Source organism: Blautia argi (genome assembly GCF_003287895.1).
Lineage (GTDB): Bacteria > Bacillota > Clostridia > Lachnospirales > Lachnospiraceae > Blautia > Blautia argi.
Window position 1 is genome coordinate 589,780 of record NZ_CP030280.1, and the last position, 23,906, is coordinate 613,685.

General features: G+C 42.9%; 21 protein-coding genes. 16 read left to right on the forward strand and 5 right to left on the reverse strand.

The window, feature by feature from the left end:
• Window positions 1-15 precede the first annotated feature (15 nt).
• Both DQQ01_RS03035 and trkA read right to left on the reverse strand, forming a co-directional pair.
• Window positions 16-1,458, reverse strand: coding sequence for a TrkH family potassium uptake protein (locus tag DQQ01_RS03035; RefSeq protein ID WP_111918313.1), 1,443 nt, complete (start codon window positions 1,456-1,458; stop codon window positions 16-18).
• 13 nt (window positions 1,459-1,471) lie between these two features.
• Window positions 1,472-2,830, reverse strand: a complete 1,359-nt coding sequence (trkA, locus tag DQQ01_RS03040; RefSeq protein WP_111918315.1) for a Trk system potassium transporter TrkA — start codon at window positions 2,828-2,830, stop codon at window positions 1,472-1,474.
• 201 nt (window positions 2,831-3,031) lie between these two features.
• Here trkA and DQQ01_RS03045 point away from each other — a divergent pair, with 201 nt between their 5' ends.
• The 8 genes from DQQ01_RS03045 (at window position 3,032) to DQQ01_RS03080 (ending at window position 9,608) form a co-directional block, all read left to right on the forward strand.
• Window positions 3,032-3,226, forward strand: coding sequence for a DUF6472 family protein (locus DQQ01_RS03045; RefSeq protein ID WP_111920808.1), 195 nt, complete (start codon window positions 3,032-3,034; stop codon window positions 3,224-3,226).
• 84 nt (window positions 3,227-3,310) lie between these two features.
• Complete coding sequence (locus tag DQQ01_RS03050; RefSeq protein WP_111918317.1) at window positions 3,311-4,597, forward strand: glutamate-5-semialdehyde dehydrogenase; 1,287 nt, start codon at window positions 3,311-3,313, stop codon at window positions 4,595-4,597.
• A gap of 5 nt (window positions 4,598-4,602) precedes the next feature.
• Window positions 4,603-5,373, forward strand: a complete 771-nt coding sequence (locus DQQ01_RS03055) for a CPBP family intramembrane glutamic endopeptidase (RefSeq protein WP_111918319.1) — start codon at window positions 4,603-4,605, stop codon at window positions 5,371-5,373.
• A gap of 155 nt (window positions 5,374-5,528) precedes the next feature.
• Window positions 5,529-6,854: an ABC transporter substrate-binding protein gene (locus tag DQQ01_RS03060; RefSeq protein WP_111918321.1), complete on the forward strand. Its 1,326-nt coding sequence runs from the start codon at window positions 5,529-5,531 to the stop codon at window positions 6,852-6,854.
• A 106-nt stretch (window positions 6,855-6,960) separates the two neighbouring features.
• Window positions 6,961-7,866, forward strand: coding sequence for a carbohydrate ABC transporter permease (locus tag DQQ01_RS03065; protein WP_111918323.1), 906 nt, complete (start codon window positions 6,961-6,963; stop codon window positions 7,864-7,866).
• A gap of 17 nt (window positions 7,867-7,883) precedes the next feature.
• Window positions 7,884-8,765 (forward strand): carbohydrate ABC transporter permease, encoded by an 882-nt coding sequence (locus tag DQQ01_RS03070; RefSeq protein WP_111918325.1) that lies wholly within the window; start codon window positions 7,884-7,886, stop codon window positions 8,763-8,765.
• 194 nt (window positions 8,766-8,959) lie between these two features.
• On the forward strand, window positions 8,960-9,181 hold the full coding sequence (locus tag DQQ01_RS03075; protein WP_111918327.1) for a helix-turn-helix transcriptional regulator: 222 nt from the start codon (window positions 8,960-8,962) through the stop codon (window positions 9,179-9,181).
• Window positions 9,168-9,608, forward strand: coding sequence for a DUF3169 family protein (locus DQQ01_RS03080; protein WP_162624231.1), 441 nt, complete (start codon window positions 9,168-9,170; stop codon window positions 9,606-9,608). The genes DQQ01_RS03075 and DQQ01_RS03080 overlap by 14 nt, the downstream gene beginning before the upstream one ends.
• A gap of 164 nt (window positions 9,609-9,772) precedes the next feature.
• Here the strand turns inward: DQQ01_RS03080 and nagB are convergent, their stop codons facing one another.
• Complete coding sequence (gene nagB / locus DQQ01_RS03085; RefSeq protein WP_111918331.1) at window positions 9,773-10,501, reverse strand: glucosamine-6-phosphate deaminase; 729 nt, start codon at window positions 10,499-10,501, stop codon at window positions 9,773-9,775.
• Between the two features lie 121 nt (window positions 10,502-10,622).
• Entirely contained in the window at window positions 10,623-11,516 is an 894-nt protein-coding gene (locus DQQ01_RS03090) for an AraC family transcriptional regulator (RefSeq protein ID WP_111918333.1), read from the reverse strand.
• Between the two features lie 149 nt (window positions 11,517-11,665).
• Between DQQ01_RS03090 and DQQ01_RS03095 the strand changes: the two genes are divergently transcribed.
• The 4 genes from DQQ01_RS03095 (at window position 11,666) to galE (ending at window position 16,014) form a co-directional block, all read left to right on the forward strand.
• Window positions 11,666-12,760, forward strand: coding sequence for an anaerobic sulfatase maturase (locus DQQ01_RS03095; protein WP_111918335.1), 1,095 nt, complete (start codon window positions 11,666-11,668; stop codon window positions 12,758-12,760).
• A gap of 100 nt (window positions 12,761-12,860) precedes the next feature.
• Window positions 12,861-13,787 (forward strand): nucleotidyltransferase family protein, encoded by a 927-nt coding sequence (locus DQQ01_RS03100; protein WP_111918337.1) that lies wholly within the window; start codon window positions 12,861-12,863, stop codon window positions 13,785-13,787.
• Window positions 13,788-13,790: 3 nt separating this feature from the next.
• On the forward strand, window positions 13,791-14,888 hold the full coding sequence (locus DQQ01_RS03105) for a phosphotransferase enzyme family protein (RefSeq protein ID WP_111918339.1): 1,098 nt from the start codon (window positions 13,791-13,793) through the stop codon (window positions 14,886-14,888).
• A 109-nt stretch (window positions 14,889-14,997) separates the two neighbouring features.
• A complete protein-coding gene (gene galE / locus DQQ01_RS03110) occupies window positions 14,998-16,014 on the forward strand; it encodes a UDP-glucose 4-epimerase GalE (RefSeq protein WP_111918341.1) in 1,017 nt (338 codons plus the stop codon).
• A 174-nt stretch (window positions 16,015-16,188) separates the two neighbouring features.
• Here the strand turns inward: galE and DQQ01_RS03115 are convergent, their stop codons facing one another.
• Complete coding sequence (locus DQQ01_RS03115; RefSeq protein WP_111918343.1) at window positions 16,189-17,664, reverse strand: DUF1846 domain-containing protein; 1,476 nt, start codon at window positions 17,662-17,664, stop codon at window positions 16,189-16,191.
• A 211-nt stretch (window positions 17,665-17,875) separates the two neighbouring features.
• On the opposite strand from DQQ01_RS03115, the gene ftsH reads away from it, so the two are divergent.
• The 4 genes from ftsH to DQQ01_RS03135 all read left to right on the forward strand — a co-directional run bounded on the left by ftsH (window position 17,876) and on the right by DQQ01_RS03135 (window position 23,865).
• On the forward strand, window positions 17,876-19,891 hold the full coding sequence (ftsH, locus tag DQQ01_RS03120) for an ATP-dependent zinc metalloprotease FtsH (RefSeq protein WP_111918345.1): 2,016 nt from the start codon (window positions 17,876-17,878) through the stop codon (window positions 19,889-19,891).
• A 136-nt stretch (window positions 19,892-20,027) separates the two neighbouring features.
• Complete coding sequence (gene uvrC / locus DQQ01_RS03125) at window positions 20,028-21,893, forward strand: excinuclease ABC subunit UvrC (RefSeq protein ID WP_111920809.1); 1,866 nt, start codon at window positions 20,028-20,030, stop codon at window positions 21,891-21,893.
• An 87-nt stretch (window positions 21,894-21,980) separates the two neighbouring features.
• Window positions 21,981-22,922, forward strand: a complete 942-nt coding sequence (gene hprK / locus DQQ01_RS03130; RefSeq protein WP_111918347.1) for an HPr(Ser) kinase/phosphatase — start codon at window positions 21,981-21,983, stop codon at window positions 22,920-22,922.
• 1 nt (window position 22,923) lies between these two features.
• Window positions 22,924-23,865, forward strand: a complete 942-nt coding sequence (locus DQQ01_RS03135; protein WP_111918349.1) for an ROK family glucokinase — start codon at window positions 22,924-22,926, stop codon at window positions 23,863-23,865.
• The last annotated feature ends 41 nt before the right edge of the window (window positions 23,866-23,906 follow it).

Here is a 23,906-nt window from a genome sequence, read left to right on the forward strand (position 1 = left end):
GTAGTTCAGAACTTTTCAATACCGTTTCCAGGTATCTCTTACAAAGAGCAGAAGCATGGGGAATAATTCCAGTCGTCCCGCCAGCATATCAAAGGTCAGCACCAGCTTGGCGCCGTTTGAGAAAATGCTGAAGTTCTGCGTAGGACCTACCAGTTCCAGACCGGGACCGATGTTGTTTAAGGTGGAAGCCACAGCTGTAAAATTGGTAATCATATCAAAGTTGTCAAATCCGATTAAAAATACAGAAAAAGCAAAGACAAGGACATAGGCAATCAGAAAGACGTTAGTTGCGCGGACAACTTCATGCTCCAGCGTATGACCGTCCATTTTCAGCTTTCGCACGCTTCTTGGGTGAAGCAGAGTGTGAAGCTCTTTTTTTATAGTTTTAATCAGAATTACAAAACGGGATACTTTAATACCGCCGCCGGTACTTCCGGCACAGGCACCCACAAACATGAGTAGTACCAGAATGGTTCTGGATACTTCAGGCCAGGTGTTAAAGTCTGTAGTGGCATATCCTGTAGTAGTGATAATAGAACCAACCTGGAAGGCAGCATGACGCAGTGCCTCTCCAAAGGAGCCATAGAGGTTTCGGATATTAAAGGTAATAAACACTGTGGTTGCCAGAATGATTCCGAGGTAGCAGCGTACCTCCTCCATGCGGAATGCCTGGGTAAACTTTTTGCACAGAATTAGAAAAAAGGCACTGAAATTAATACCAAAAAGAATCATAAAAACAGTGACAACCACCTGAATGTAAGGGGAATATCCCCCGAGGCTGTCGTTTTTGATTCCAAAACCACCGGTTCCTGCAGTACCGAAACTGGTGGTTAGTGTGTCAAACAAAGGCATGCCGCCCAAAAGCAGCAGTATTATTTCCAAAAAGGTCAGAAAAATATAAATCATGTACAGAACCTTTGCTGTAGACTGCACGGTAGGTTTCAGTTTACTGACAGATGGCCCCGGACTTTCTGCTTTCATCAGGTTCATGTGAGAACCGCTGCCGTGGGCATGCATAAAGGACAGCAGGAATACAAGCACACCCATACCGCCAATCCAGTGTGTAAAGCTTCGCCACATCAGCATACATTTGGGCAGAATCTCTACATCAGTGAGAATGCTGGCTCCGGTGGTGGTAAAGCCGGATACGGTTTCAAAAAGTGCGTCAATGGGATTGGTGATAACACCACCCACAAGAAAGGGGATGCTGCCCATAATACTCAGGACAATCCAGCTTAAAGCCACAGATACAAATCCCTCTTTCACATAAAAGACAGAGTTTTTTGGGGCTTTTCTGGTAAGTAAGGAACCAAGCAGCACACATACAAGGGCTGTAAAGAAGAAGGACCAGCCGCTTTCCTCTTTATAAATAACAGCCGTAACACAGGGAAGCATCATAAAAGCTGCTTCAAAGTGCAGAACCCTGCCAATAATAGATTTTACGATTGCGTAATTCATTTCCTATAGCCCTCTACTTTTTCAAAATGTCTTTCAAATCATTTAAGCCTTCCGTGGTTGTTACCACGATTACGGTATCTCCTACCTGGATTCTGTCCTGTCCGTTAGGAATCAGAATGCTACCGTTTCGGTTAATGCAGGCAATTAAGAGGTTATCTCGCAGATTTAGCTGGCTTAGAGGCACATCAGTAATGCAGGAGTTTTCCTTTACTGCAAATTCCAGAGCCTCTGCATGCCCGTCCAGAATATGGTACAGGGTTTCCACATTGCTGCTGAGGGAATTTTCCATGGCGCGGACATAGCGGAGAATATAGTCTGCCGTAATATTTTTCGGGTAAATCACGCTTCCCAAATCCAGTTCTTCCACAATATCGTCAAATGCGATTCGAGTTACCTTGGTAATCAGCTTTGCGCTTGAGTTTTTCTTGGCAAACAGGGAGAGCAGGATATTTTCCTCGTCCATGTTCGTGAGGGTTACAAAAGCCTCTGTCTGGGTAAGCCCTTCTTCCATAAGAAGCTTTTTGTCTGTGCCATCTCCGCAGATAATGGTGGTTTCCGGCAGAAGCTGGCTTAATTCTTCGCAGCGTGACCGTTTTGCTTCCACAATCCTTACGTCGATTTTCAGTTCTGACAAAAGAGTGGCAAGATAATAACCAAGAGTGCCGCCTCCTACAATCAGAGCATTTTTGACCTGATGGGTATGGACACCGATTTTTTTAAAAAATGCAGCGGAATTTTTAGGTGAAGCCACAATGGAAATGCGATCCCCGTTTTGCAGTACAAAGTTACCGGAAGGAATGAATACCTCGTTATTTCTTTCTACACCACAGACCAGAATGCTGCATCTTGTTTTGTTTACCATTTCCATAATGGACAGTCCGCTCAGATGAAATTCGGGAAGCAGTTTAAATTTTAAAAGCTCCACTCTTCCTTTTGCAAAGGTATCCAGTTTAATGGCAGAAGGAAAGCGCAAAAGACGGGAAATTTCCATGGCAGCGGAATATTCCGGGTTGATAATCATAGAAATTCCCAGACTTTTCCGGATAAAGTTCCTTTCTTTATTGTAAATCGGATTACGGACGCGGGCAATGGTCTGGCATTTGCTTACTTTTTTGGCAATGACGCAGCAAAGCAGATTTAATTCATCAGAGCCGGTGACGGCAATCAGCATATCCGCTTCTTCAATACCGGCCTCTGAAAGGACGTTGACACTGGAGCCATTTCCCGTGATGCCCATAACGTCAATCATTTCGGAAAGCTGCTGGATTTTTATCGGATTTGTGTCAATTACCACCAGTTCATGCTGTTCATAGCTGAGCTGTGCTGCAAGGGTACTTCCGATTTTACCGCAGCCCACAATTATAATCTTCATAAGAACCTCCATAATATTAAGATTATATAAAAAATAGTAAGAAAAAGATAAAGATTATATAAAGTTCAAGGCTAATTATAACACTCCCTGTTTTATTTGCAATGAAAGAATTTTATTTTTCCTCTTTTCATTAAAAATTGACAAGAAGAAGAGATTTTGGTATATCTAAAACATGCAGAATCAGGAAAAGGACGTGGAATAATGAAGAATAAAAAGAAACAGACAACAAGCTGTGAATACTGCAGCAATTATATTTATGATGAAGACTTCGGATACTATATCTGTGATGTGAATCTGGACGAAGATGAAATGAGTCGTTTTTTGTCAGATAGCTTTTATCGTTGTCCCTATTTTCAGATGAATGATGAATATAAGATTGTCAGAAAGCAGATGTAGATTGCATAACAGAGAAAATACCTATATAATAGGAACATCTACTTTAAAGAAACAGAGTGAAAACAGGAGAAAGGGCGGTAGAATATGAATATCAGAGAAGAAGTGAAAAGAATGAAAGCAGACAGTCCCCAAATGGCTGCGCTGTCTTTGGAAATGAGAAACCGGGCGCTTGAAGAAACAGCCCGTGAGCTGGAGAGCAGAAAAGAAGAGATTTTTGCCGCCAATGCAAGAGATTTACAGGCGGCAGAAGAAGCAAATCTGCCTCCTTCTGTGCAGAAAAGACTGAAATTTGACGAGCATAAGCTCCTGGACGTGGTAAAGGGAATCCGGGAACTGGAAAAGCTTTCAGACCCATTAGCCCAGGTACAGCTTGCCAGACAATTGGACGAGAATCTCAACCTGTATCGGGTATCCTGCCCTATTGGGGTTATTGGTATTATTTTTGAAGCAAGACCTGATGCTCTGGTGCAGATTTCCGCTCTTTGCATTAAAAGCGGTAACTGTGCAGTGTTAAAAGGCGGAAAGGAAACCGCTGCCACTAATAAGGTACTGTTTGAAATTATTTATCAGACCGTAGTGGGCTGCGGTCTGCCAAAGGGCTGTCTTTTGCAGGCAGAACAGCACCAGGAGATTGATGAGCTGCTGTCCTGCCATGACTGTGTGGATTTGCTCATTCCAAGAGGATCCAATTCATTTGTGCAGTATATTATGAACCATACAAAAATTCCGGTTATGGGACATGCGGACGGGGTGTGCCATATTTATGTAGATGAGGATTACGACATGGAAAAAGCGCTGCCCGTGGTGGTGGACGCAAAAACCCAGTATACCGCTGCCTGCAATACCATGGAAACATTGCTGGTACACAGGAATATTGCAGAGGAATTTCTCCCGGAAGCAGCCAAAGCCCTTACAGAGGCAGGAGTGAAGTTCCGGGGAACAGAGGAGGTAAGCCGGTACATAGACTGCGAAGTCATGGAAGAGGAAGAATTTCACACCGAGTATCTGGATCTCATGCTGTCCGTAAAGCTGGTAGACAGTCTGGAGGAGGCAATCACGCATATTAATACCTATGGCTCTCATCATACAGACTGCATTCTTACGGAAAACAGCCGACATGCAGAAAGATTTATGCAGCTTGTAGATTCCGCAGGGGTTTACCAAAACTGCTCCACCAGATTTGCCGATGGCTTTCGCTATGGATTTGGCGCGGAAGTTGGGATCAGTACAGGGAAAATTCATGCCAGAGGTCCTGTGGGTCTGGAAGGTCTGGTGACTTATAAGTATAAACTCTATGGACAGGGGCAGATTGTGGCAGACTATGCAGAGGGGAGAAAAACTTTCCATTTTCAGGAATTGAGCGAGGAGTGAAACAGATGAGAAAAGCCGGGTGTATCTTAAAAAGTCTGCTTCCCATGTTTTTCTGGCTGGGGCTTCAGAGTACTGTCACCAGCCTGTTTCTTTTGATGGGAATGACAATTTTGGGGAAGGACAGCTCCTGGATTCTGACAGGAGAACTTCCCTATGTGATATCCATTCTTGCAAATGCCGTGACTTTTGCAGCAGGATATATCTGGCTGCAAAAAAGAGAAAAGCAGGAGAAAGGGAAAATAACCCCTTTTTCCATGGCAGCTCTGCTGTTTTTAGGTCTGACGCTGCAGCTTTTTTTCAGTCTGCTTCTTTCAGGGGCAGATATGCTGTTTCCAAAAGCCATGGAGGAGTACGGAAAGGTGCTTGAAAACCTGGGTATGCTGGCTCCCTCTTTTTTTTCTGTTCTCTATACAGCCCTTCTGGCGCCTTTGGCTGAGGAAGCAGTCTTTCGTGGACTGACCCTTGGAATTTTAGAGAAAGAGTTTTCTTTTGCCCTGGCCAATGTTTTTCAGGCGGTTCTTTTTGCATTCATGCACGGCAATGCAGTGCAGTCCTCTTATGCCTTTGTTATAGGGCTGCTTCTGGGATACCTTGTAAAGAAATACAGAACGTTGTGGGCTGGTATCTGGTGTCACATGGCGGTAAACGCTTCAGGGCTGCTGGTGGGAAATCTGGACATATGCGGAATGTGTATTTTACTGGCAGTGAGTTTGTGCATATTGTATGGTTTTGTCACAGTAGATGGAAAAAAAACGAAAAACAGGGAGCGTTATTAGGAAAAATGCTGTGAAAAAACTATAGAAAAACAGCAAAAATTCAAGTAAAACATTGATAGTGCAAACAAACAAGCAGATAGTATAAATACATTTGTGCAAAATTGTACTATTATAGAGTCACAAGAAAGAACGATGAACGATAGGAGGAATTTCTCATGAAAAAGAAAATTTTAAGTGCGGTTCTTTGTGTTATGATGGCTGGATCTCTGGCAGCCTGCGGCGGTGGAGATAATGCTGCTTCCGGTGGTTCAGACAGCGCAAAGAAAGAAGAAGGCGGAAAAGAACTGGTTTACTGGTCCATGTGGAGTGAAGAAGAACCACAGGCAAAGGTAATCAAAGAGGCAGTTGACAAATACACAGAAGATACAGGCGTTAAAGTTGACGTTCAGTTTAAAGGACGTAATGGTCAGCGTGAAGGCTTACAGCCGGCTCTTGATGCAAAACAGACCATCGACCTGTTTGATGAGGACGTAAACCGTGTCAATGGTTCCTGGGGCAAATACCTGATGGATTTGGAAGAACTGGCAAAAGACTATGAAACAGAACATGGAAGTGAAACACTGTTCAAGATTGCCCGCAATGCAGGTGGTGGAACACTGAAATCCATTCCGTATCAGCCTTCTATCTTTGGCTTCTTCTACAATCAGACATTATTTGACAAAGCAGGAATCGAGGCTGCACCTACTACATGGGAAGAATTCGATGCGGCTTGTGGAAAATTAAAAGATGCAGGCATCACACCAATCACAGGTGATACTACATATATGACTTCCTTCATGGGATATCATTTAGGACGTTATCTTGGACAGGACGGTGTAAAAGCATTAGTAAACGATCCGGCAATTCAGGAAAAAATAGATGCAGGTGAAGTAGAAGATGTAAATTGGGACGACCCAAGAGTATTACAGGCGGCAAAAGATATCGAAGACTTTGCAAAGAAGGGCTACTTCTCAGAAAACATTGCATCTAACGTATATCCTGCAGGACAGAATCAGGAATTTGCACCAGGAGAAGCAGCAATTATTATTTGTGGTTCCTGGCTGCCAAACGAAATTAAAGCTTCAGCAGCAGAAGACCTTACATGGGGTTACTTCAATTATCCATCTGTCAAAGACGGAACAGATGACAACACAGCAAATAACATTGCAAACCAGGTATTTGCAATCAATAAAGATTCCAAAATGGCAGAAGAAGCTATGGAATTAATTACTTATATCACAACAGGCGACTTTGATAAGAAGATGACAGAACAATCTCTGTCCATTCCTGCTGATAAAGCAAATGCAGATGCTTGGCCGGAAGAACTGGCAGCTGTAAAACCTGGATTTGAAGCAACAGGTACTTTCTATGACTGGGCTGTAGGCGCTGAAAACAATGGTGACCTCACACCTGTATTAAACGAAAATACAGTAAAACTCATGGCTGGCGACATGTCTGCTGATGACTTTGTAAAATCCTGTAAATCAGCAGCAGGAGAATAAATAATTCTTTTGACAGCTAAGTAGATACGTTAATGAAGTATAGCAGATATGGTGGCATGAGCGTATAGCGCGCTGCCACCATATTTTGATTTAAGGAGATACCCTCATGAAAAAAAATAAAGGAATGATAATTGGTTTTCTTACGCCGGCAGTTTTAATTTTCCTGGCTGTATTCTTCTATCCTATTGTCAGAACAGTTGTCATGAGTTTCTTTAAAATAGACTCTGTTACAGACAGTATGGATTTATGGAAATTTGTGGGCATTGAAAACTATCAGAAATTATTTGCAACAGATATTTTCAGAACCTCTATGGTTAATATTGGAAAGATTTGGCTTTTGGGCGGAATTGTTGTTATGACAGTTTCTTTGCTTTTTGCAGTTATTTTGACCAGCGGAATCAGAGGAAAAAAAGTTTTCCGTGCCATTATCTATTTACCGAATATTGTAAGTGCAGTCGCGCTTGCAACTATGTGGCTTCAGTATGTATACAGCCCGAAATTTGGTCTTCTGAAAAATGTATTAGATGCGCTGGGGCTGCATGAACTGGCGAAAACGCAGTGGACAGCGCCGGATCATGTATTCTGGGCATTATTGTTTGCATATTGTTTTGGAATGATTGGTTATCATATGCTTATCTGGATGAGCGGCATTGAACGAATCAGCCCTGATTTTTACGAAGCGGCAACTCTGGACGGTGCAAACAAATTTAACCAGTTCCGTTACATGACATTACCTTTGTTAAAAGGTGTGTTTAAAACAAATATTACTATGTGGTCTGTAAGTACAGCCGGCTTCTTTGTATGGTCACAGTTGTTCTCCTCTGTTACGGCAAATAAAGCAACCATTGTTCCTGTACAGTATATGTATTCTCAGATTTTCGGTGCAGGAAATGCGGTAACAGAACGTAATGCAGGATATGGTGCAGCGATTGGTATTATTCTTTGTATCTGCGTAGTATTAATCTTTACGATTTGTAATGCGTTCATCAAAGATGATGATTTGGAATTTTAGAAGGGAGGAACAGTTTTATGGCAAAAGAAAAGAAAGTCGTTAAAGATAAAATCAACTGGAAAAAAGAATTAAAACTTGCTCCCGGATATATTATCATTATTTTATGGGTAGCATTTACATTAATGCTTCTGGGCTGGATTATTGCAGCAAGTTTATCTACAACCCCGGATATTTTTGCGGGAAAAGCTTTGAAGTTCCCAACAGGTCTTCACTTTGAAAACTATGCAAAGGCATGGGGTTCAGGCGGTGTGGCAACCTTCTTTATGAATTCATTGCTTTACTCTGTAGTAGCCTGTACATTATTGATTCTGATTTGTGCACCGGCAGCATATGTGTTGGCAAGATTTACCTTTTTAGGAAACAAGATTATTCAGACAAGTTTTGTTTCTGCTATGGGCGTTCCCATTACTATGATTGTGCTTCCACTGTTCTGTCTGGTAGCAAATATGGGAATTCTGAACAATGTGGCGGCAAGTAAGGTGACTTTGATTTTCCTGTATATTGGAATTAATATTCCTTATACAACGATTTTCCTCCTGACCTTTTTTGCAAACCTGTCCAGAACTTATGAGGAAGCAGCAGCCATTGACGGCTGTCCTCCGGTAAAAACTTTCTGGAAGATTATGTTCCCCATGGCACAGTCCGGTATTGTAACAGTTACTATTTTTAACTTTATTAATATCTGGAATGAGTATTTCCTGTCATTAATTTTTGCAAACAGCGACGAACTTCGTCCTGTAGCGGTAGGTCTGTATGGTATGTTGCAGTCCATGCAGTATACAGGAAACTGGGCAGGTATGTTTGCAGCAGTTGTTATTGTATTCCTGCCAACCTTTATTCTGTATATTTTCCTGTCTGAGAAAATTATCGGCGGTGTTACCGGCGGTATTAAAGGCTGATTTAAAATTTATTTTTCATATGAGAACGCCCCTTTGGCAAATTTCTTTGAAGAAGTTGCCAAAGGGGCGTTTTTTTAAAATGTATTGACAACTTTCTTTGTCATATGTTAAGATGATGACAAGAAAAGTTGTCATTATGACAAGGAAACAAGTCATAAAATGCTTTTATAAAAAAGGAAAGGGAGAACAGGAAAATGCCGCTATACAATCGCTTGAAAGAATACAGGGCAAGATTGGGTATCAACCAACAGGAGTTGGGAAAACGGGTTGGTGCTTCCAGACAGACTATCAGTTTAATTGAAAGAGGAGATTATTCTCCGTCTGTGACACTTGCTCTGCGAATTGCCAGGGAATGCTGCGTAACTGTGGAGGATATATTTCAGTATGAGGAGGACGAAGAAAATGAAGAAGAATAAGGTAAGAAAAGAAACTGATAAAAAGACAGCGGTGATGCAGCTGGTGATTATGGCGTTGATTGGTGCAGTGATAGGAGGGACAGGTTCGATTATTTTTGTTTTTTGGGGAGAAGATGTAGGACATATGCTGAGCCAGATGTCCAAATATCTTACTGGAGCAGCTTCCTGGGTATTGATGTTCCTGAGCTTGTTTCTGATGGTGGCAGCACCTCTGTGTGTAAGAAACATAAAGGAAAGACTGGATAATTGGCATCAGGAGGAGGAAGAGGAGGCAGAAAAGCTGCAGCAGTATATGGAAAGAGTGCAGATGTTTCTGGCAATTTTCATGAATGTAACCATGTGTATCTGCGGAATCGCTCTGGCAGATCTTGCCATGTATCTGCCCGGATTTACAGCGTTTCTGTTATGCATTACGGAAGTACAGTGAAGTGGAAGGATATCAAGAAGATGAAATAAAGAATCCCATTTATAAGGATAAAAAGGGCGCTGCATAAATACATACCTGAAATTCTCCATTGCTGATATACAGCTCCATAGGAAGAATTTGTTCTGTAGTGTTATGCAGCACCTTTGTTTTCCTTCAGAAAGGTATTATTTTACTTTAGAAAGAGCGGCTTCATCTGCTACGATAGTCACGTCTGGGTGTAACTGTAAGATAGATGCAGGAACCTTTGGTGTAATCGGTCCGTTGATAACCTGATTGAGGATTTCTGCCTTGTCCTCTCCACTTACAACTACCAGAATTTTTTTCGCATTCATAATGGTTCCAATACCCATGGTATATGCCTGACGCGGAACATCAGCTTCGTTTTCAAAGAAGCGTTTATTTGCCTGAATAGTGCTTTCCGTTAAGTCTACGCAGTGTGTGGTCTTTGGAAAATCTTCTGCTGGTTCGTTGAATCCAATGTGTCCATTGTGTCCAAGACCTAAAAGTTGTAAATCGATGCCGCCTGCACGGGCAATAATTTCTTCGTATTCTCTGCATGCTGCATCGCTGTCTTCATTTAAACCATCCGGTACATAAGTACATTCTTTGCGGATATTTACAGAGTCAAACAGGTTATGATTCATGAAATAACGATAGCTCTGGTCATTGTCACCGCTTAAGCCTCTGTACTCGTCCAGGTTGCAGGAGGTAATCTGAGAAAAATCTAAATCACCCTCTTCATACCATTTTACCAGATTTTTGTAAGTACCTACAGGAGTAGAGCCGGTTGCCAGACCTAACACGCAGTCAGGGTGTAAAATAACCTGAGATGCAATAATGTGGGCTGCTTTTTTGCTCATTTCTTCGTAGTCTTTTGTTTTGTAAATTTTCATGATACCTTCTCCTTTAATCTGGGATTGCTCCCGTAATATCTTCATTATAATATGAAAGTAATTGAAACACAATGTAAAAAAACGGAAAGTAGAATCAGATTCTTATGTATCGGTATTACGGTTACTTTCTGTCAGACAGAACTTTAATGGAAGAAGCGTACTCGGAAGGTGTCATTCCTGTCAGTTTTTTAAACTGTCTTGAGAAATAATGAATGGACGTATAACCGATAAATTCGGATATCTGGGTGAAATTGTGATGATTTTCCCGGATAAGTTGCTTGGCAAGTTCAATCTTTAAATGAGAGAAATAATCAATAACACCGCAGTGCGCCTGTTCCCGGAAAAGCTTCTGGAGCTGAGAACGGCCAATGAGGTTATCCTGACATATGGTTTCAATGGTCAATCGTTCGCAGATATGTTCCTCCAGATAAGTGGTAATCCGGTTATAAATCAGGGAATCATTTTTCTGTTTAATGGATTTGATTGCAGGAGAGGAAAATGTTCCCTCGTCCATTTGCCGAATCATAAAAATCAAAAGTGTTTCCAGATATAATTTAATTAACTGTTCTGAACCAAAAGGGGTTTCTTCGCAGCGAATCATTTCTGTGGTTGCCGGATCATCCAAAGGCGTGGCAATACAGTGCTTTGCTTCATAAATAATCTGGGCCAGAAGCTTTCTCTCCTGTTCTCCGATGCTGGTCAGCAGATTCTCAAAATATTTCATGCAGGGAGAGTGACACTCAAAGGAGATAACCACCAGATTGGGGGCAATGGTTCCGTTTGCCTTTACGGTGTGAAATTCGTCTGGCTTGTGAAAAATAATCTCTCCTTTTTTTAAGGTATGGTGGGTATTTCCGGCGCAGACTTCTACTTCTCCTTTATCTACGCAAAGAAATTCCCAGAAATCGTGCCGTTCTCCGGGAAAATTGTAATCACTCATATATTCAAAATAGTGAATGGTTATAATTTTATTAATCTCAATGTCTTGTTTTAATTCCAGACTTGTAAATGACATATTGAACCTCCAGAATAGGAAAATATAGTATTATTATACTGGATTGTAAAGAAAAAATCCATATGCTGTCATGAAATGACGGGAAAATCAATGAATTTACAACAGAGATATGATAAAATGAAGAAAAATGAGAAAAGGCGGGGCAGGAAATGAAACATATACAATTAATGATGAAACCAGCGTCTTCCAACTGCAATCTCAGGTGCGCTTATTGTTTTTATGAAGATGAGTGTAAAAATCGGGAAACCGCGTCCTATGGCGTTATGAAAGAAGATGTTTTGGAAACCGTGGTAAAAAAGGCACTGGAAGCAGCGGAGTTAAGCTGTACCTTTGGCTTTCAGGGAGGAGAGCCTACCCTGGCAGGTCTGGAATTTTTTGAGAAATTTATAGAGTTTACAGAAAAGTATAAAAAGCCAAAGACAAGGCTGTATTTTTGTCTGCAGACAAACGGAACTCTGTTAGATGACAGGTGGATGGAATTTTTGAAGGAACACCATTTTCTGGTTGGAATTTCCCTGGACGGTACAAAAGAAATTCATGACCGGAATCGCCAGGACGCAAGAGGCAAGGGGACATTTCAGATGATTTTGAAAAATGCAAAAAAGCTGCAGGAAAATCATGTTGACGTAAATATTCTCTGTGTCCTTACAAAACAGAGTGCCAGAAAGGTGTCTTCTGTGTACCGATATTTAAAAAAAGAGGGATTCTATTATCAGCAGTACATTCCGTGTCTGGATCCCCTGGGCGAAAAAGAAGGACAGCGCCCCTGGTCTTTGACTCCAAAGGTGTATGCAGAGGCATTAAAGGAATTGTTTGATTTGTGGTTTGAAGATATTCAGAAAGGCACAATGGTATCTATTCGGGAATTTGATAACTGGCTGTCCATGTTAAAGGGAATGCCTCCGGAAGCCTGTTCCCAGACAGGGAGATGTTCCATGCAGAATATCATAGAAGCAGACGGAGGCGTGTATCCCTGTGATTTTTATGTGTTGGATCACTGTCGAGTTGCAAATGTGCAGGACGAAAATTTTCAGTTCTTCCAGGGGATTTTGCCGGAAATGGAATTTTTTGTTCAGGGACAGAAAAGAGGAGAAAACTGCAGGGCGTGTAAGTGGTTTCCTCTGTGCCGAGGCGGATGCAGAAGAAATTATACCCAGGAGCAGGTAAATTATTTTTGTGAATCCTACAAAGAGTTTTTCAGCTACGCCATTTCCCGGCTGGAATGGCTGGCATCACATTTGTGACAAAAACAAATGAGTTTGTGCAAAGGATTTGTGCTTTTTTTTTGATAGAATAAAGATAACTTAAAACGAAGCAAGAACTCAAGCAAAGGAGAAGGTATGTATGAAAAAACCAGTTTTAGTAGTTATGGCAGCAGGTATGGGAAGCCGTTATGGCGGTTTGAAACAGATTGACCCAGTGGATAAGCAGGGGCATATCATTATGGATTTCTCTATCTATGATGCAGTAAATGCAGGTTTTGAAAAAGTTGTTTTTATTATCAAAAAAGAAAATGAGGCAGATTTTAAGGCTGCTATTGGGGACAGACTGAGCAAGGTAATTGATGTAGAATATGTATTCCAGGATTTAAACAATCTTCCGGAAGGATATGGGGTTCCGGAAGGCAGAGTAAAACCATGGGGAACCGGACATGCAATTTTAAGTTGTATTGGAACCGTGGACGCGCCTTTTGCAGTGATCAATGCAGACGACTACTATGGAAGTCATGCTTTCCAGATGATTTATGATTATCTCACAACCCATGAGGACGATGAGAAATATCGTTATACTATGGTAGGATATGTTCTGGAAAATACTCTGACAGAAAACGGACACGTTGCCAGAGGCGTATGTGTGACAGACGAAAACAGCTATCTGCAGAAAATCAATGAGAGAACCCACATTGAAAAGAGAGGAGCAGAAACTGCTTATACAGAAGATGAAGGAAAAACATGGACCGTGATTCCTGAAGGCAGCGTGGTTTCCATGAATATGTGGGGATTTTCAGAAAGTATCTTAAAAGAATTAAAAGACCGCTTTGCAAAATTCCTGGACGAAAATCTGGAAGCAAATCCGTTAAAATGCGAATATTTCCTTCCGTTTGTAGTAGATGAACTTTTGGGAGAGGGAAAAGCAACGGTAGAGGTGCTGAAATCTCTGGACAAATGGTACGGTGTTACCTACAAAGAGGACAAACCAGTAGTAGTGGCTGCCATTCAGGCATTAAAAGACAGCGGCTTATATCCGGAAAAACTGTGGGAGGAAAAATAGGAAATGGCAGAAATTAAAAGAGAAGTAATTGAACAGTTTCAGTTTGAGGGAACTTATACAGAAGGTATTCCTTACGGAAGTGGACATATTAATGATACTTTTCGTGTGACTTTTCAGGAGGAAGGGAAAACGAAAAGATATATTCTCCAGAGAATGAACACCCAAATTTTCCTTCACCCGGAAGAGCTTATGGAGAATGTGGAGGGTGTTACTTCCTGGCTGAGAAAGAAAATTGAAGAAAGAGGGGGAAATCCCGATAGAGAAACCTTAAATCTGGTGCCTACAAAGCAGGGAAAATTCTTTTATGCAGATACAGACGGGGATTACTGGAGAGCCTATCTTTTTATTGAAGATGCCATGACTTATGATTTGGTAGAGAAAAAAGAGGACTTTTATGAGAGCGCTGTGGCATTTGGAAATTTCCAGGGACTTCTGGCAGATTATCCTGCAGAAACGCTTCATGAAACCATTCAGGATTTCCACAACACGGTGAAACGTCTGGATACTTTTAAAAAGGCTGTGGAAGCAGATGTGTGCAAAAGAGCGGCAGATGTACAGGAGGAAATTCGGTTTGTACTGGACAGAGAACCTCTGGCACATAAGCTCTGCGATATGCAGGCAGAAGGAAAGCTGCCTTTGCGTGTGACACATAATGACACCAAGCTGAACAATATTATGATTGACAATGCTACAGGAAAGGCTATCTGCGTCATTGACCTGGATACCGTTATGCCGGGGCTGGCAGTTAATGATTTTGGGGATTCTATTCGCTTTGGAGCCAGCACAGGTGCAGAGGATGAACCGGATTTATCCAAGGTTTCCTGCAGCATGGAGCTGTTTGAACTGTATACAAAGGGCTTTGTGGAAGGCTGCAAGGGAAGTCTGACAAAAGAAGAACTGGATATGCTTCCAGTAGGCGCCATGACGATGACCTATGAATGCGGTATGCGTTTTCTGACAGACTATCTGGAAGGCGATCATTACTTTAAGATACACAGAGAAGGACATAATCTGGATCGCTGCAGAACACAGTTCAAGCTGGTAAGGGATATGGAAGAAAAATGGGAACAGATGAATGAAATTGTAAACAAATACAGATAGTTTGTAAGTTTGCTTGAATTTTCCATAAGAAAGTGGTAGCATAGAAACAAACATAGAAAATGTTTTGGAACATGAAAAATATTCAATTTCTCAAAGGAGGAATAAAAGAATGGCAATTTTAGTAACAGGCGGTGCCGGATATATTGGCAGCCATACAGTAGTGGAGCTTCAGAGTGCAGGATATGATGTAGTCGTTGTGGATAACCTTTCCAACTCCAGTGAAAAATCCCTGGAAAGAGTAGAAAAAATTACAGGAAAGCCTGTAAAATTTTATAAAGCTGATATCTTAGACAGAGCGGCTTTAAATGAAATTTTTGAAAAAGAGTCTATTGATTCCTGTATTCACTTTGCAGGATTAAAGGCTGTAGGCGAGTCTGTAGAAAGACCGTGGGAATACTATGAAAACAACATTGCAGGTACACTGACTCTGGTTGATGTGATGAGAAAGCACGGAGTAAAGAACATTATCTTTTCTTCCTCAGCAACCGTATACGGCGATCCGGCGTTTATTCCTATTACAGAGGAATGCCCGAAGGGAACCTGCACAAATCCGTACGGCTGGACAAAATCCATGTTAGAGCAGGTTCTGACTGACATTCAGAAGGCAGATCCGGAATGGAATGTGGTTATTTTAAGATACTTTAATCCAATTGGCGCACATAAGAGCGGTACCATCGGAGAAAATCCAAACGGTATTCCAAACAATTTAATGCCATACATCACACAGGTAGCTGTAGGAAAATTAAAAGAGCTGGGTGTATTTGGGAATGATTATGATACCCATGACGGAACAGGCGTAAGAGATTATATCCATGTAGTAGACCTGGCAAAAGGTCATGTAAAAGCTTTAAAGAAAATCGAAGACAATTCAGGACTGTCTGTTTACAACCTGGGCACAGGAAACGGATACAGCGTTCTGGACATTGTAAAAAATTTTGAAGAAGCTACAGGTGTAAAAATTCCGTATGTGATTAAGCCACGCCGTGCAGGAGATATTGCAACCTGCTATTCCAGCGCAGATAAGGCCTATAAGGAATTAGGATGGAAAGCGGAAAACGGAATTAAAGAAATGTGCGAAGATTCCTGGAGATGGCAGTCTAACAATCCAAACGGATATGAAGACTGAGAAATAAGGGAAAATATATAAAAAGAGCTGGTACATGCAAGCACTGTTGGGGGGATAGAAGAGATTTCTATTCCCGTCAGGCGCTTCCTGTATCAGTCTTTTTTACTATATTAAGAAAGATAGGGGGCAAAAACAGGGGCTGGTTTTCGCAGCCCCTTGGCATAGGTTGTGTAATTAATAAATTTTCTTATGCTCATACACAGGTTCTGAGGTAAGCTGTATGCCCAGCTTTTTGAAGACTTTTTTGTCCACAGTGGAGAGCATGACAGAGGAATGAACCTGACAGCCCTTCAGCTTTGGAAGTTGTTCCAGAGCCAGTTTTGCCACATCACTGGCAGCAGCGGTGCTGGAAAGAGCGATGAGTACTTCATCTGTGTGCAGTCTGGGGTTTTTGCTTCCCAGATAATCCGTTTTTAATTTCTGAATCGGCTCAATGGCAGAAGGAGAAAGCACATGAAGCTTGTGAGGTAGTCCTGCCAGTTCCTTTAAGGTGTTTAACAAAAGGGCAGCGGAAGCGCCTAAAAGGTCTGAAGTTTTTCCTGTGAGAATTCTTCCGTCTTCCAGTTCAATGGCAGCCGCCGGAGCGCCGGTAGCCTCTGCGCGTTCTAAAGCCGCTGTGGTGACGCGGCGGTTTTCAGTGGAAACACCTGCCTGCTTCATCAGAAGTTCCAGTTTGAAGACTTCTTCATCCGTGCTGGATTCTTCCAGGCGGTTTTCAAGAGCCTGATAGTATCTGCGGATAATTTCCTGTCTGGAAGCTTCCCTGCAGACCTCGTCATCAATGATGCAGTTTCCAGCCATGTTGACACCCATGTCTGTAGGGGACTGATATGGGCATTTACCAAAGATACGTTCAAAGATAGCGCTGAGTACCGGGAAAATTTCCACGTCGCGGTTGTAGTTTACCGTGGTTTCTCCATAAGCTTCCAGGTGGAAAGGGTCAATCATGTTGACATCGTTTAAGTCCGCAGTAGCGGCCTCATATGCAAGATTGACCGGGTGCTTCAGCGGAATATTCCAGATTGGGAAGGTTTCAAACTTGGCATAGCCTGCATGTATTCCCCGCTTGTGCTCGTGATAAAGCTGAGAAAGACAGGTTGCCATTTTTCCACTTCCCGGACCCGGAGCTGTCACAATAACCAGTGGGCGTGTGGTTTCAATATATTCATTTTTTCCATAGCCTTCATCGCTGACAATGAAGGGAATATTGCTTGGATATCCGGCAATAGGGTAGTGAAGGTACACTTTGATTCCCAGATTTTCCAGCTTGCCTTTAAATGCCATAGCGCCTGCCTGTCCGGAATATTGTGTGATGACAACACTGCCTACAAAGAAGCCTCTTTCCTTGAAGGCATCAATCAGGCGCAGAACATCAATGTCATAGGTGATTCCTAAATCTCCGCGGACCTTATTTTTTTCTATATCACCAGCGCTGATAACAATAACGATTTCCGCATGGTCAGAAAGCTGTTCCAGCATTTTCAGCTTACTGTCCGGGGCAAATCCCGGCAAAACTCTGGAAGCATGGTAATCGTCAAAAAGCTTGCCGCCGAATTCCAAGTACAGTTTGTTGTCAAACTGGCTGATACGTTCTTTAATATGTTCGGACTGCATGGATAAATATTTGTCATTATCAAATCCTATTTTCATGTTTTAATTGCCCCTTTTCTCTTAATTTTGTATCAAGTACTGCGTTAGTATACTACAACTTGTGGGGGGATTCCAGTGAAAACCGCGAAAATCTTTTATTTTGTGTAAATTTACAAAAGTTTAATAAAAGTACATGGTTTTTCATAATCTTGCTGTTGATTTATAATCCTGTAATCTTTATAATAGAAGAGATTATATGAGGAGGAAAGAAATGGAGCAAAATCAGAATAAAGGTCCCAAGAATGACGGACCTAAGAATAAACAGTCATTGCTGGTTCTGGTCATATGTCTGATGTTTGGATTGCTGTTCATAAATCTGTTTAGTTTTATGACAAGAAATCAGAGCAATAAAATACCATACAGTGAGTTTATTGAAATGGTAGAAGACAATGACGTGAAGAAGGTTGTGATTAAGTCCAATACACTGGAAATTACCTTAAAGGAGCAGAACATAATGGGGCAGCCTGCAAAGGTTTACACCGCCCTGGCAGAAAGCCTGGACGAGCTGACAAAGCGTCTGGAAAAAACAGATATTGAGTTCCGGAGAGAAGAGCCTAATCCGGTTATGGAAGCGGTTTTGAGTATTTTGGGACTGGTGCTGCCCATACTGCTGATGATTATGCTGTTTCCGCTGGTATTTAAGCGCATGAATGGCGGCGGCGGTATGATGGGTGTGGGAAAAAGCAAGGCAAAAGCCTATGTGCAGAAGGAAACCGGCATTACCTTTAAAGATGTGGCTGGTCAGGACGAGGCAAAGGAATCTCTCCAGGAGGTGGTGGATTTCCTCCACAATCCGGGCAAATATACAGCTATTGGTGCAAAGCTGCCAAAAGGTGCGCTTTTGGTAGGTCCTCCGGGAACAGGAAAGACCCTTCTGGCAAAGGCAGTGGCAGGAGAGGCACAGGTGCCGTTTTTCTCTCTGTCTGGTTCGGACTTTGTGGAAATGTTTGTCGGTGTAGGTGCGTCCCGTGTCCGGGATTTGTTCGAGGAGGCCAAAAAGAACGCTCCCTGCATTATTTTTATTGACGAGGTAGACGCCATTGGGAAAAGCCGTGATTCCCGTTACGGAGGCAATGATGAGCGGGAACAGACTTTAAATCAGCTTCTGGCAGAGATGGACGGCTTTGATACATCAAAGGGCCTTCTGATTCTGGCGGCAACCAACCGTCCGGAGGTTCTGGACCCGGCTCTTCTGCGTCCGGGACGTTTTGACCGCCGTGTTATTGTGGACCGCCCGGATCTAAAGGGACGTGTGAGTATTTTAAAGGTACATGCAAAGAATGTGTCTTTAGATGAAACGGTCGATTTAGATGCCATTGCTCTGGCGACTTCAGGAGCCGTTGGCTCTGACCTGGCAAATATGATGAACGAGGCAGCGATTCTGGCAGTTAAAAATGGAAGAAATGCAGTTTCGCAGAAAGATTTGCTGGAAGCAGTGGAAGTGGTATTGGTTGGTAAGGAAAAGAAAGACAGGATTTTAAGTTCAGAAGAGCGGAGAATCGTTTCTTACCATGAGGTTGGACATGCTCTGGTAAGCGCCCTTCAAAAAGACTCTGAGCCGGTACAGAAAATTACCATTGTCCCCAGAACCATGGGTGCTCTGGGCTATGTTATGCATGTTCCGGAGGAAGAGAAGTTTTTAAATACCAGAAAAGAGCTGGAGGCCATGCTGGTGGGCTATCTGGGGGGACGTGCTGCAGAGGAGTTGGTGTTTGACACCGTAACTACAGGAGCTGCCAATGACATTGAGCAGGCGACAAAAGTGGCAAGAGCTATGATTACCCAGTACGGTATGTCAGATCGCTTTGGACTTATGGGACTGGCAGAATCTCAGAATCAATATCTGGACGGCAGAGCTGTGTTAAACTGCGGAGATTCCACAGCAACAGAGATTGACCATGAGGTTATGAAACTTCTGAAAAAGTCTTATGATGAAGCAAAACGACTGCTCAGTGAAAATAGGGACGTTATGGACAAAATTGCAGAATTCCTGATTCAGAAGGAAACCATTACCGGCAAGGAGTTTATGAAAATTTTCCATGAGGCAAAGGGAATCAAAGAACCGGAGGAGAAAAGCCGGGTAGAAGAAAAACTGGCAGTGCAGACCGCGGAAGAAAGTGTTCCGGTTTTGCAGGCAGACTCGGAGCATGGGGAGATACCGAAGGAAGAGAAGCCGGATTTGGAAACTTCAGAAGAATCAGAAGCATCTGTGCAGGAATCATTTTAACGGGATAGAATTTGAATAGGAGAGCCGGAGCTGCGGCATCATACAGCATACAGGAGTATTGCAGATATTTCCGGAATGCAGAAACGCAGCTTGCGGCTCTTTTTATTTCGCGAAATTCTTTTTAAAGGAGGAAGACATGTTTCACATAGAGGAAGAACTGAAAAAACTTCCCGCACTGCCGGGCGTCTATATTATGCATGACCGGAATGATACCATTATTTATGTGGGGAAAGCCATTAGTTTGAAAAACAGAGTCAGGCAGTATTTCCAGAAGAGCCGCAATCTGGGAATTAAGAAGGAGCAGATGGTAGAACAGATTGAACGTTTTGAATATATTGTTACAGATTCCGAGCTGGAGGCGTTGGTATTGGAATCCAATCTGATTAAGGAGCATAAGCCGAAGTATAACACCATGCTCAAGGACGATAAAAACTATCCCTTTATCAAGGTGACAGTGGGGGAGGATTTTCCCAGAATTATGACAGCCAGAAGCATGAAGAAAGATAAGGCAAAGTACTTTGGCCCCTATACCAGCGCCGGCGCAGTAAAGGACGTGATTGAGCTTACCAGAAAGCTGTATCACCTGCGTACCTGTACCCGGAATCTGCCCAGAGATACAGGGAAAGAAAGACCCTGCCTTTACTATCATATTAAGCAGTGCCAGGCGCCCTGTCAGGGGTATATTTCAAAGGAAGCGTACAGAAAGCAGGTAGATGCTCTTCTTGATTTTCTTGGAGGCAATCACAAGGCGATTTTAAAAGAGCTGGAAGAGAAAATGCTGCAGGCGTCAGCAGAACTGAAATTTGAGGAAGCAGCCCAGTACCGGGACTTGATGCAGAGCGTGGAGAAAACAGGGGAAAGGCAGAAGATTACCGACCACCCCGGAGAAGATAAGGATATTATTGCAGCGGCTATGGAAAATGATGATGCAGTAGTGCAGGTGTTTTTTGTCCGGGACGGGAAACTCATTGGCAGAGATCATTTTTATATGAAAACGGCGCCCGGAGAGAACCGCAGCGGAATGCTGTCCAGCTTTTTAAAGCAGTTTTATGCAGGGACACCCTTTATTCCGAGGGAAATTATGCTGCAGGAAGAAATCGAGGACCGGGAGCTTCTGGAACAGTGGCTGGAGAGCCGCAAGGGCAGACGAGTTCATATTTCCATTCCCAAAAAAGGAACCAAGGAAAAACTGGTGGAAATGGCTTATCAGAATGCGAAAATGGTACTTCGTCAGGATAAGGAACGGATTAAGCGGGAGGAAGGAAGAACCATTGGGGCTGTAAAGGAGATTGCAGAACTTCTGGGCATGCAGGAGATTAACCGGATTGAAGCCTTTGATATTTCCAATATCAGCGGATTTCAGTCTGTTGGTTCCATGGTAGTGTATGAAAAGGGAAAACCCAAACGCAGCGATTACCGGAAATTCCGAATTAAATCTGTGGAAGGACCAAACGATTATGCCAGTATGGAGGAAGTATTGACCAGACGCTTTGTTCATGGCATGAATGAACAGGAGGAGCGAAAAAGTGAGGATTTGGATAATGCTTATGGCAGTTTTACAAGATTTCCGGATTTACTTATGATGGACGGTGGAAGAGGGCAGGTGAACATTGCCCTGGCTGTACTGGAAAAGCTGCAGCTTGCCATTCCTGTCTGCGGTATGGTAAAGGACGATAAGCACCGTACCAGGGGGCTTTATTTTAACAACGAGGAAATTCCTATAAGTCGGGACAGTGAGGGCTTTAAACTGATTACCCGTATTCAGGACGAGGCGCACAGGTTTGCCATTGAGTATCACCGTTCTCTGAGAAGCAAGGGACAGGTACATTCTGTTCTGGACGATATTCCAGGTATCGGCCCTGCCAGAAGAAAGGCTCTGATGAAGCACTTTAAGGGGCTGGAAGGGCTGCGGGAGGCAACTGTGGAGGAATTGAGCCAAGTAGAATCCATGAATGAAAGGGCAGCCCTCCAGGTTTATGAGTTTTTTCATAAGAAGCCGTGAGAAAGCACAGTCCCGTGTTGAACTTGTATGTCCCATATGATAGAATAAAGAAAGAATCAAAAGACAGACACAGAAGGAGAATAAGACATGAAGGGTGTAGAACTAAATAAAATGATACAGGAATTAAACCTGTATAATAAAACACCGGAAATTGACACCTCAGGAAAGCGCATTAACACACCGGAAATCAACCGTCCGGCGCTGCAGCTTACCGGATATCTGGAGCATTTTGAAAATGAGCGTGTGCAGATTATCGGTTATGTAGAATACACATATCTGCTCCATTTAAAAAGAGAAGAAAAAATGAGGGCCTTTGAGCGTTTTGTTGCCAGCAAGATTCCCTGCGTGGTGTTTACAACCATGACGGAGCCGGACGAAGATATGTTAAGTCTTGCCCGCAAATATGAGGTTCCTGTTCTGGTAACACAAAATACAACTTCTGTATTTATGGCAGAGATTATTCGCTGGTTAAATGTACAGCTTGCTCCCTGTATTTCTATTCATGGCGTCCTGGTGGACGTATACGGAGAAGGCGTATTGATTATGGGGGAAAGCGGTATAGGAAAGAGCGAGGCTGCTCTGGAGCTGATTAAAAGGGGACACCGCCTTGTAAGTGACGATGTGGTAGAACTGCGCCGTGTCAGCGACGTAACCCTGGTGGGTTCCGCACCGGATATTACCCGCCATTTTATTGAGCTTCGGGGAATCGGAATTATTGATGTCAAAACCCTGTTTGGTGTAGAAAGTGTAAAGGATACCCAGTCCATTGACCTGGTAATTAAGCTGGAGGAATGGAACCGGGATAAGGAATATGACCGCCTGGGTATGGAGGAGGAGTATACAGAATTTTTAGGAAACAAGATTGTATGTCATTCCCTTCCTATCCGTCCGGGACGAAATCTGGCAGTTATTGTAGAGTCTGCGGCAGTCAACCACAGACAGAAGAAAATGGGGTATAATGCAGCGCAGGAACTGTACCGTCGTGTACAGGAAAATATGGCGAAAAAAAGAGAAGAGGGAGAAGAGTAGAATGAGTAAGTATTGTTTCGGGATTGATGTAGGCGGAACCAGTATTAAATGTGCATTGTTTCTTACAGACGGAACGATTGAGGAAAAGTGGGAAATTCCAACAAGAACAGAAGACCAGGGGATCAACATTCTTCCTGATATTGCAGCGGGAATTTTAAAGAAAATGAAGGAAAAGGGAATTCCAAAAGAAGAAACAGCAGGCGTGGGAATCGGTCTTCCAGGACCAATTGAAGAAAATGGTGAAATTGCCTGTGCTGTAAATCTTCATTGGGGCAGAAAAAATGTGGAAAAAGAGCTGGAAGAGTTGGTTGGTATGCCGGTTAAGGCAGGAAATGACGCTAATGTAGCCGCACTTGGTGAAATGTGGAAGGGCGGCGGAAAAGGGGCAAAGAACCTGATTATGGCGACTCTTGGTACTGGTGTGGGAGGCGGAATTATCGTCAATGAAAAAATTATCACAGGGGCTCATGGAGCAGGAGGAGAAATTGGGCATGCAGTTATCAACCCAAAGGAAGAGAGAGCCTGCAACTGCGGAAATAAAGGCTGTTTGGAGCAGTATGCTTCTGCAACAGGAATTGCCTCCCTGGCAAGAAAGGCCCTGGAAACATCTGGGAAGGACTCTGTGCTTCGCCAGAAGGATTCTGTTACTGCAAAAGATGTGTTTGATGCATATAAAGAACAGGATTCTCTGGCCGCAGACATTGTAGAGGAGTTCGCAGAATATCTGGGAAGAGCGCTTGCTGTCTTTGCCTGTGTAGCGGATCCGGACGTCATTGTACTGGGAGGCGGCGTTTCAAAAGCAGGACAGGTTCTGGTAGACTGTGTGGAAGCCTGCTACCGGAAATATGCTTTTTCGGCCTGTAAGGATACACAGATTAAGCTGGCAACTCTGGGGAATGATGCAGGAATCTGCGGAGCTGCAAAACTGATTTTAAGCAAATAAAAAGCTGCCCCATCGGCATGCGTATCAGAAAGTTCAATATA

Excerpts from the sequence above, each read along its gene's own strand:
- hprK (WP_111918347.1), top strand. The coding sequence starts at position 21,981 with ATGAAGGGTGTAGAACTAAATAAAATGATACAGGAATTAAACCTGTAT.
- DQQ01_RS03070 (WP_111918325.1), top strand. The coding sequence starts at position 7,884 with ATGGCAAAAGAAAAGAAAGTCGTTAAAGATAAAATCAACTGGAAAAAA.
- DQQ01_RS03135 (WP_111918349.1), top strand. The coding sequence starts at position 22,924 with ATGAGTAAGTATTGTTTCGGGATTGATGTAGGCGGAACCAGTATTAAA.
- ftsH (WP_111918345.1), top strand. The coding sequence starts at position 17,876 with ATGGAGCAAAATCAGAATAAAGGTCCCAAGAATGACGGACCTAAGAAT.
- DQQ01_RS03050 (WP_111918317.1), top strand. The coding sequence starts at position 3,311 with ATGAATATCAGAGAAGAAGTGAAAAGAATGAAAGCAGACAGTCCCCAA.
- DQQ01_RS03055 (WP_111918319.1), top strand. The coding sequence starts at position 4,603 with ATGAGAAAAGCCGGGTGTATCTTAAAAAGTCTGCTTCCCATGTTTTTC.
- DQQ01_RS03080 (WP_162624231.1), top strand. The coding sequence starts at position 9,168 with ATGAAGAAGAATAAGGTAAGAAAAGAAACTGATAAAAAGACAGCGGTG.
- DQQ01_RS03095 (WP_111918335.1), top strand. The coding sequence starts at position 11,666 with ATGAAACATATACAATTAATGATGAAACCAGCGTCTTCCAACTGCAAT.
- nagB (WP_111918331.1), bottom strand. The coding sequence starts at position 10,501 with ATGAAAATTTACAAAACAAAAGACTACGAAGAAATGAGCAAAAAAGCA.
- DQQ01_RS03060 (WP_111918321.1), top strand. The coding sequence starts at position 5,529 with ATGAAAAAGAAAATTTTAAGTGCGGTTCTTTGTGTTATGATGGCTGGA.
- DQQ01_RS03115 (WP_111918343.1), bottom strand. The coding sequence starts at position 17,664 with ATGAAAATAGGATTTGATAATGACAAATATTTATCCATGCAGTCCGAA.
- uvrC (WP_111920809.1), top strand. The coding sequence starts at position 20,028 with ATGTTTCACATAGAGGAAGAACTGAAAAAACTTCCCGCACTGCCGGGC.
- DQQ01_RS03105 (WP_111918339.1), top strand. The coding sequence starts at position 13,791 with ATGGCAGAAATTAAAAGAGAAGTAATTGAACAGTTTCAGTTTGAGGGA.
- DQQ01_RS03075 (WP_111918327.1), top strand. The coding sequence starts at position 8,960 with ATGCCGCTATACAATCGCTTGAAAGAATACAGGGCAAGATTGGGTATC.
- DQQ01_RS03065 (WP_111918323.1), top strand. The coding sequence starts at position 6,961 with ATGAAAAAAAATAAAGGAATGATAATTGGTTTTCTTACGCCGGCAGTT.
- galE (WP_111918341.1), top strand. The coding sequence starts at position 14,998 with ATGGCAATTTTAGTAACAGGCGGTGCCGGATATATTGGCAGCCATACA.
- DQQ01_RS03045 (WP_111920808.1), top strand. The coding sequence starts at position 3,032 with ATGAAGAATAAAAAGAAACAGACAACAAGCTGTGAATACTGCAGCAAT.
- trkA (WP_111918315.1), bottom strand. The coding sequence starts at position 2,830 with ATGAAGATTATAATTGTGGGCTGCGGTAAAATCGGAAGTACCCTTGCA.
- DQQ01_RS03090 (WP_111918333.1), bottom strand. The coding sequence starts at position 11,516 with ATGTCATTTACAAGTCTGGAATTAAAACAAGACATTGAGATTAATAAA.
- DQQ01_RS03035 (WP_111918313.1), bottom strand. The coding sequence starts at position 1,458 with ATGAATTACGCAATCGTAAAATCTATTATTGGCAGGGTTCTGCACTTT.
- DQQ01_RS03100 (WP_111918337.1), top strand. The coding sequence starts at position 12,861 with ATGAAAAAACCAGTTTTAGTAGTTATGGCAGCAGGTATGGGAAGCCGT.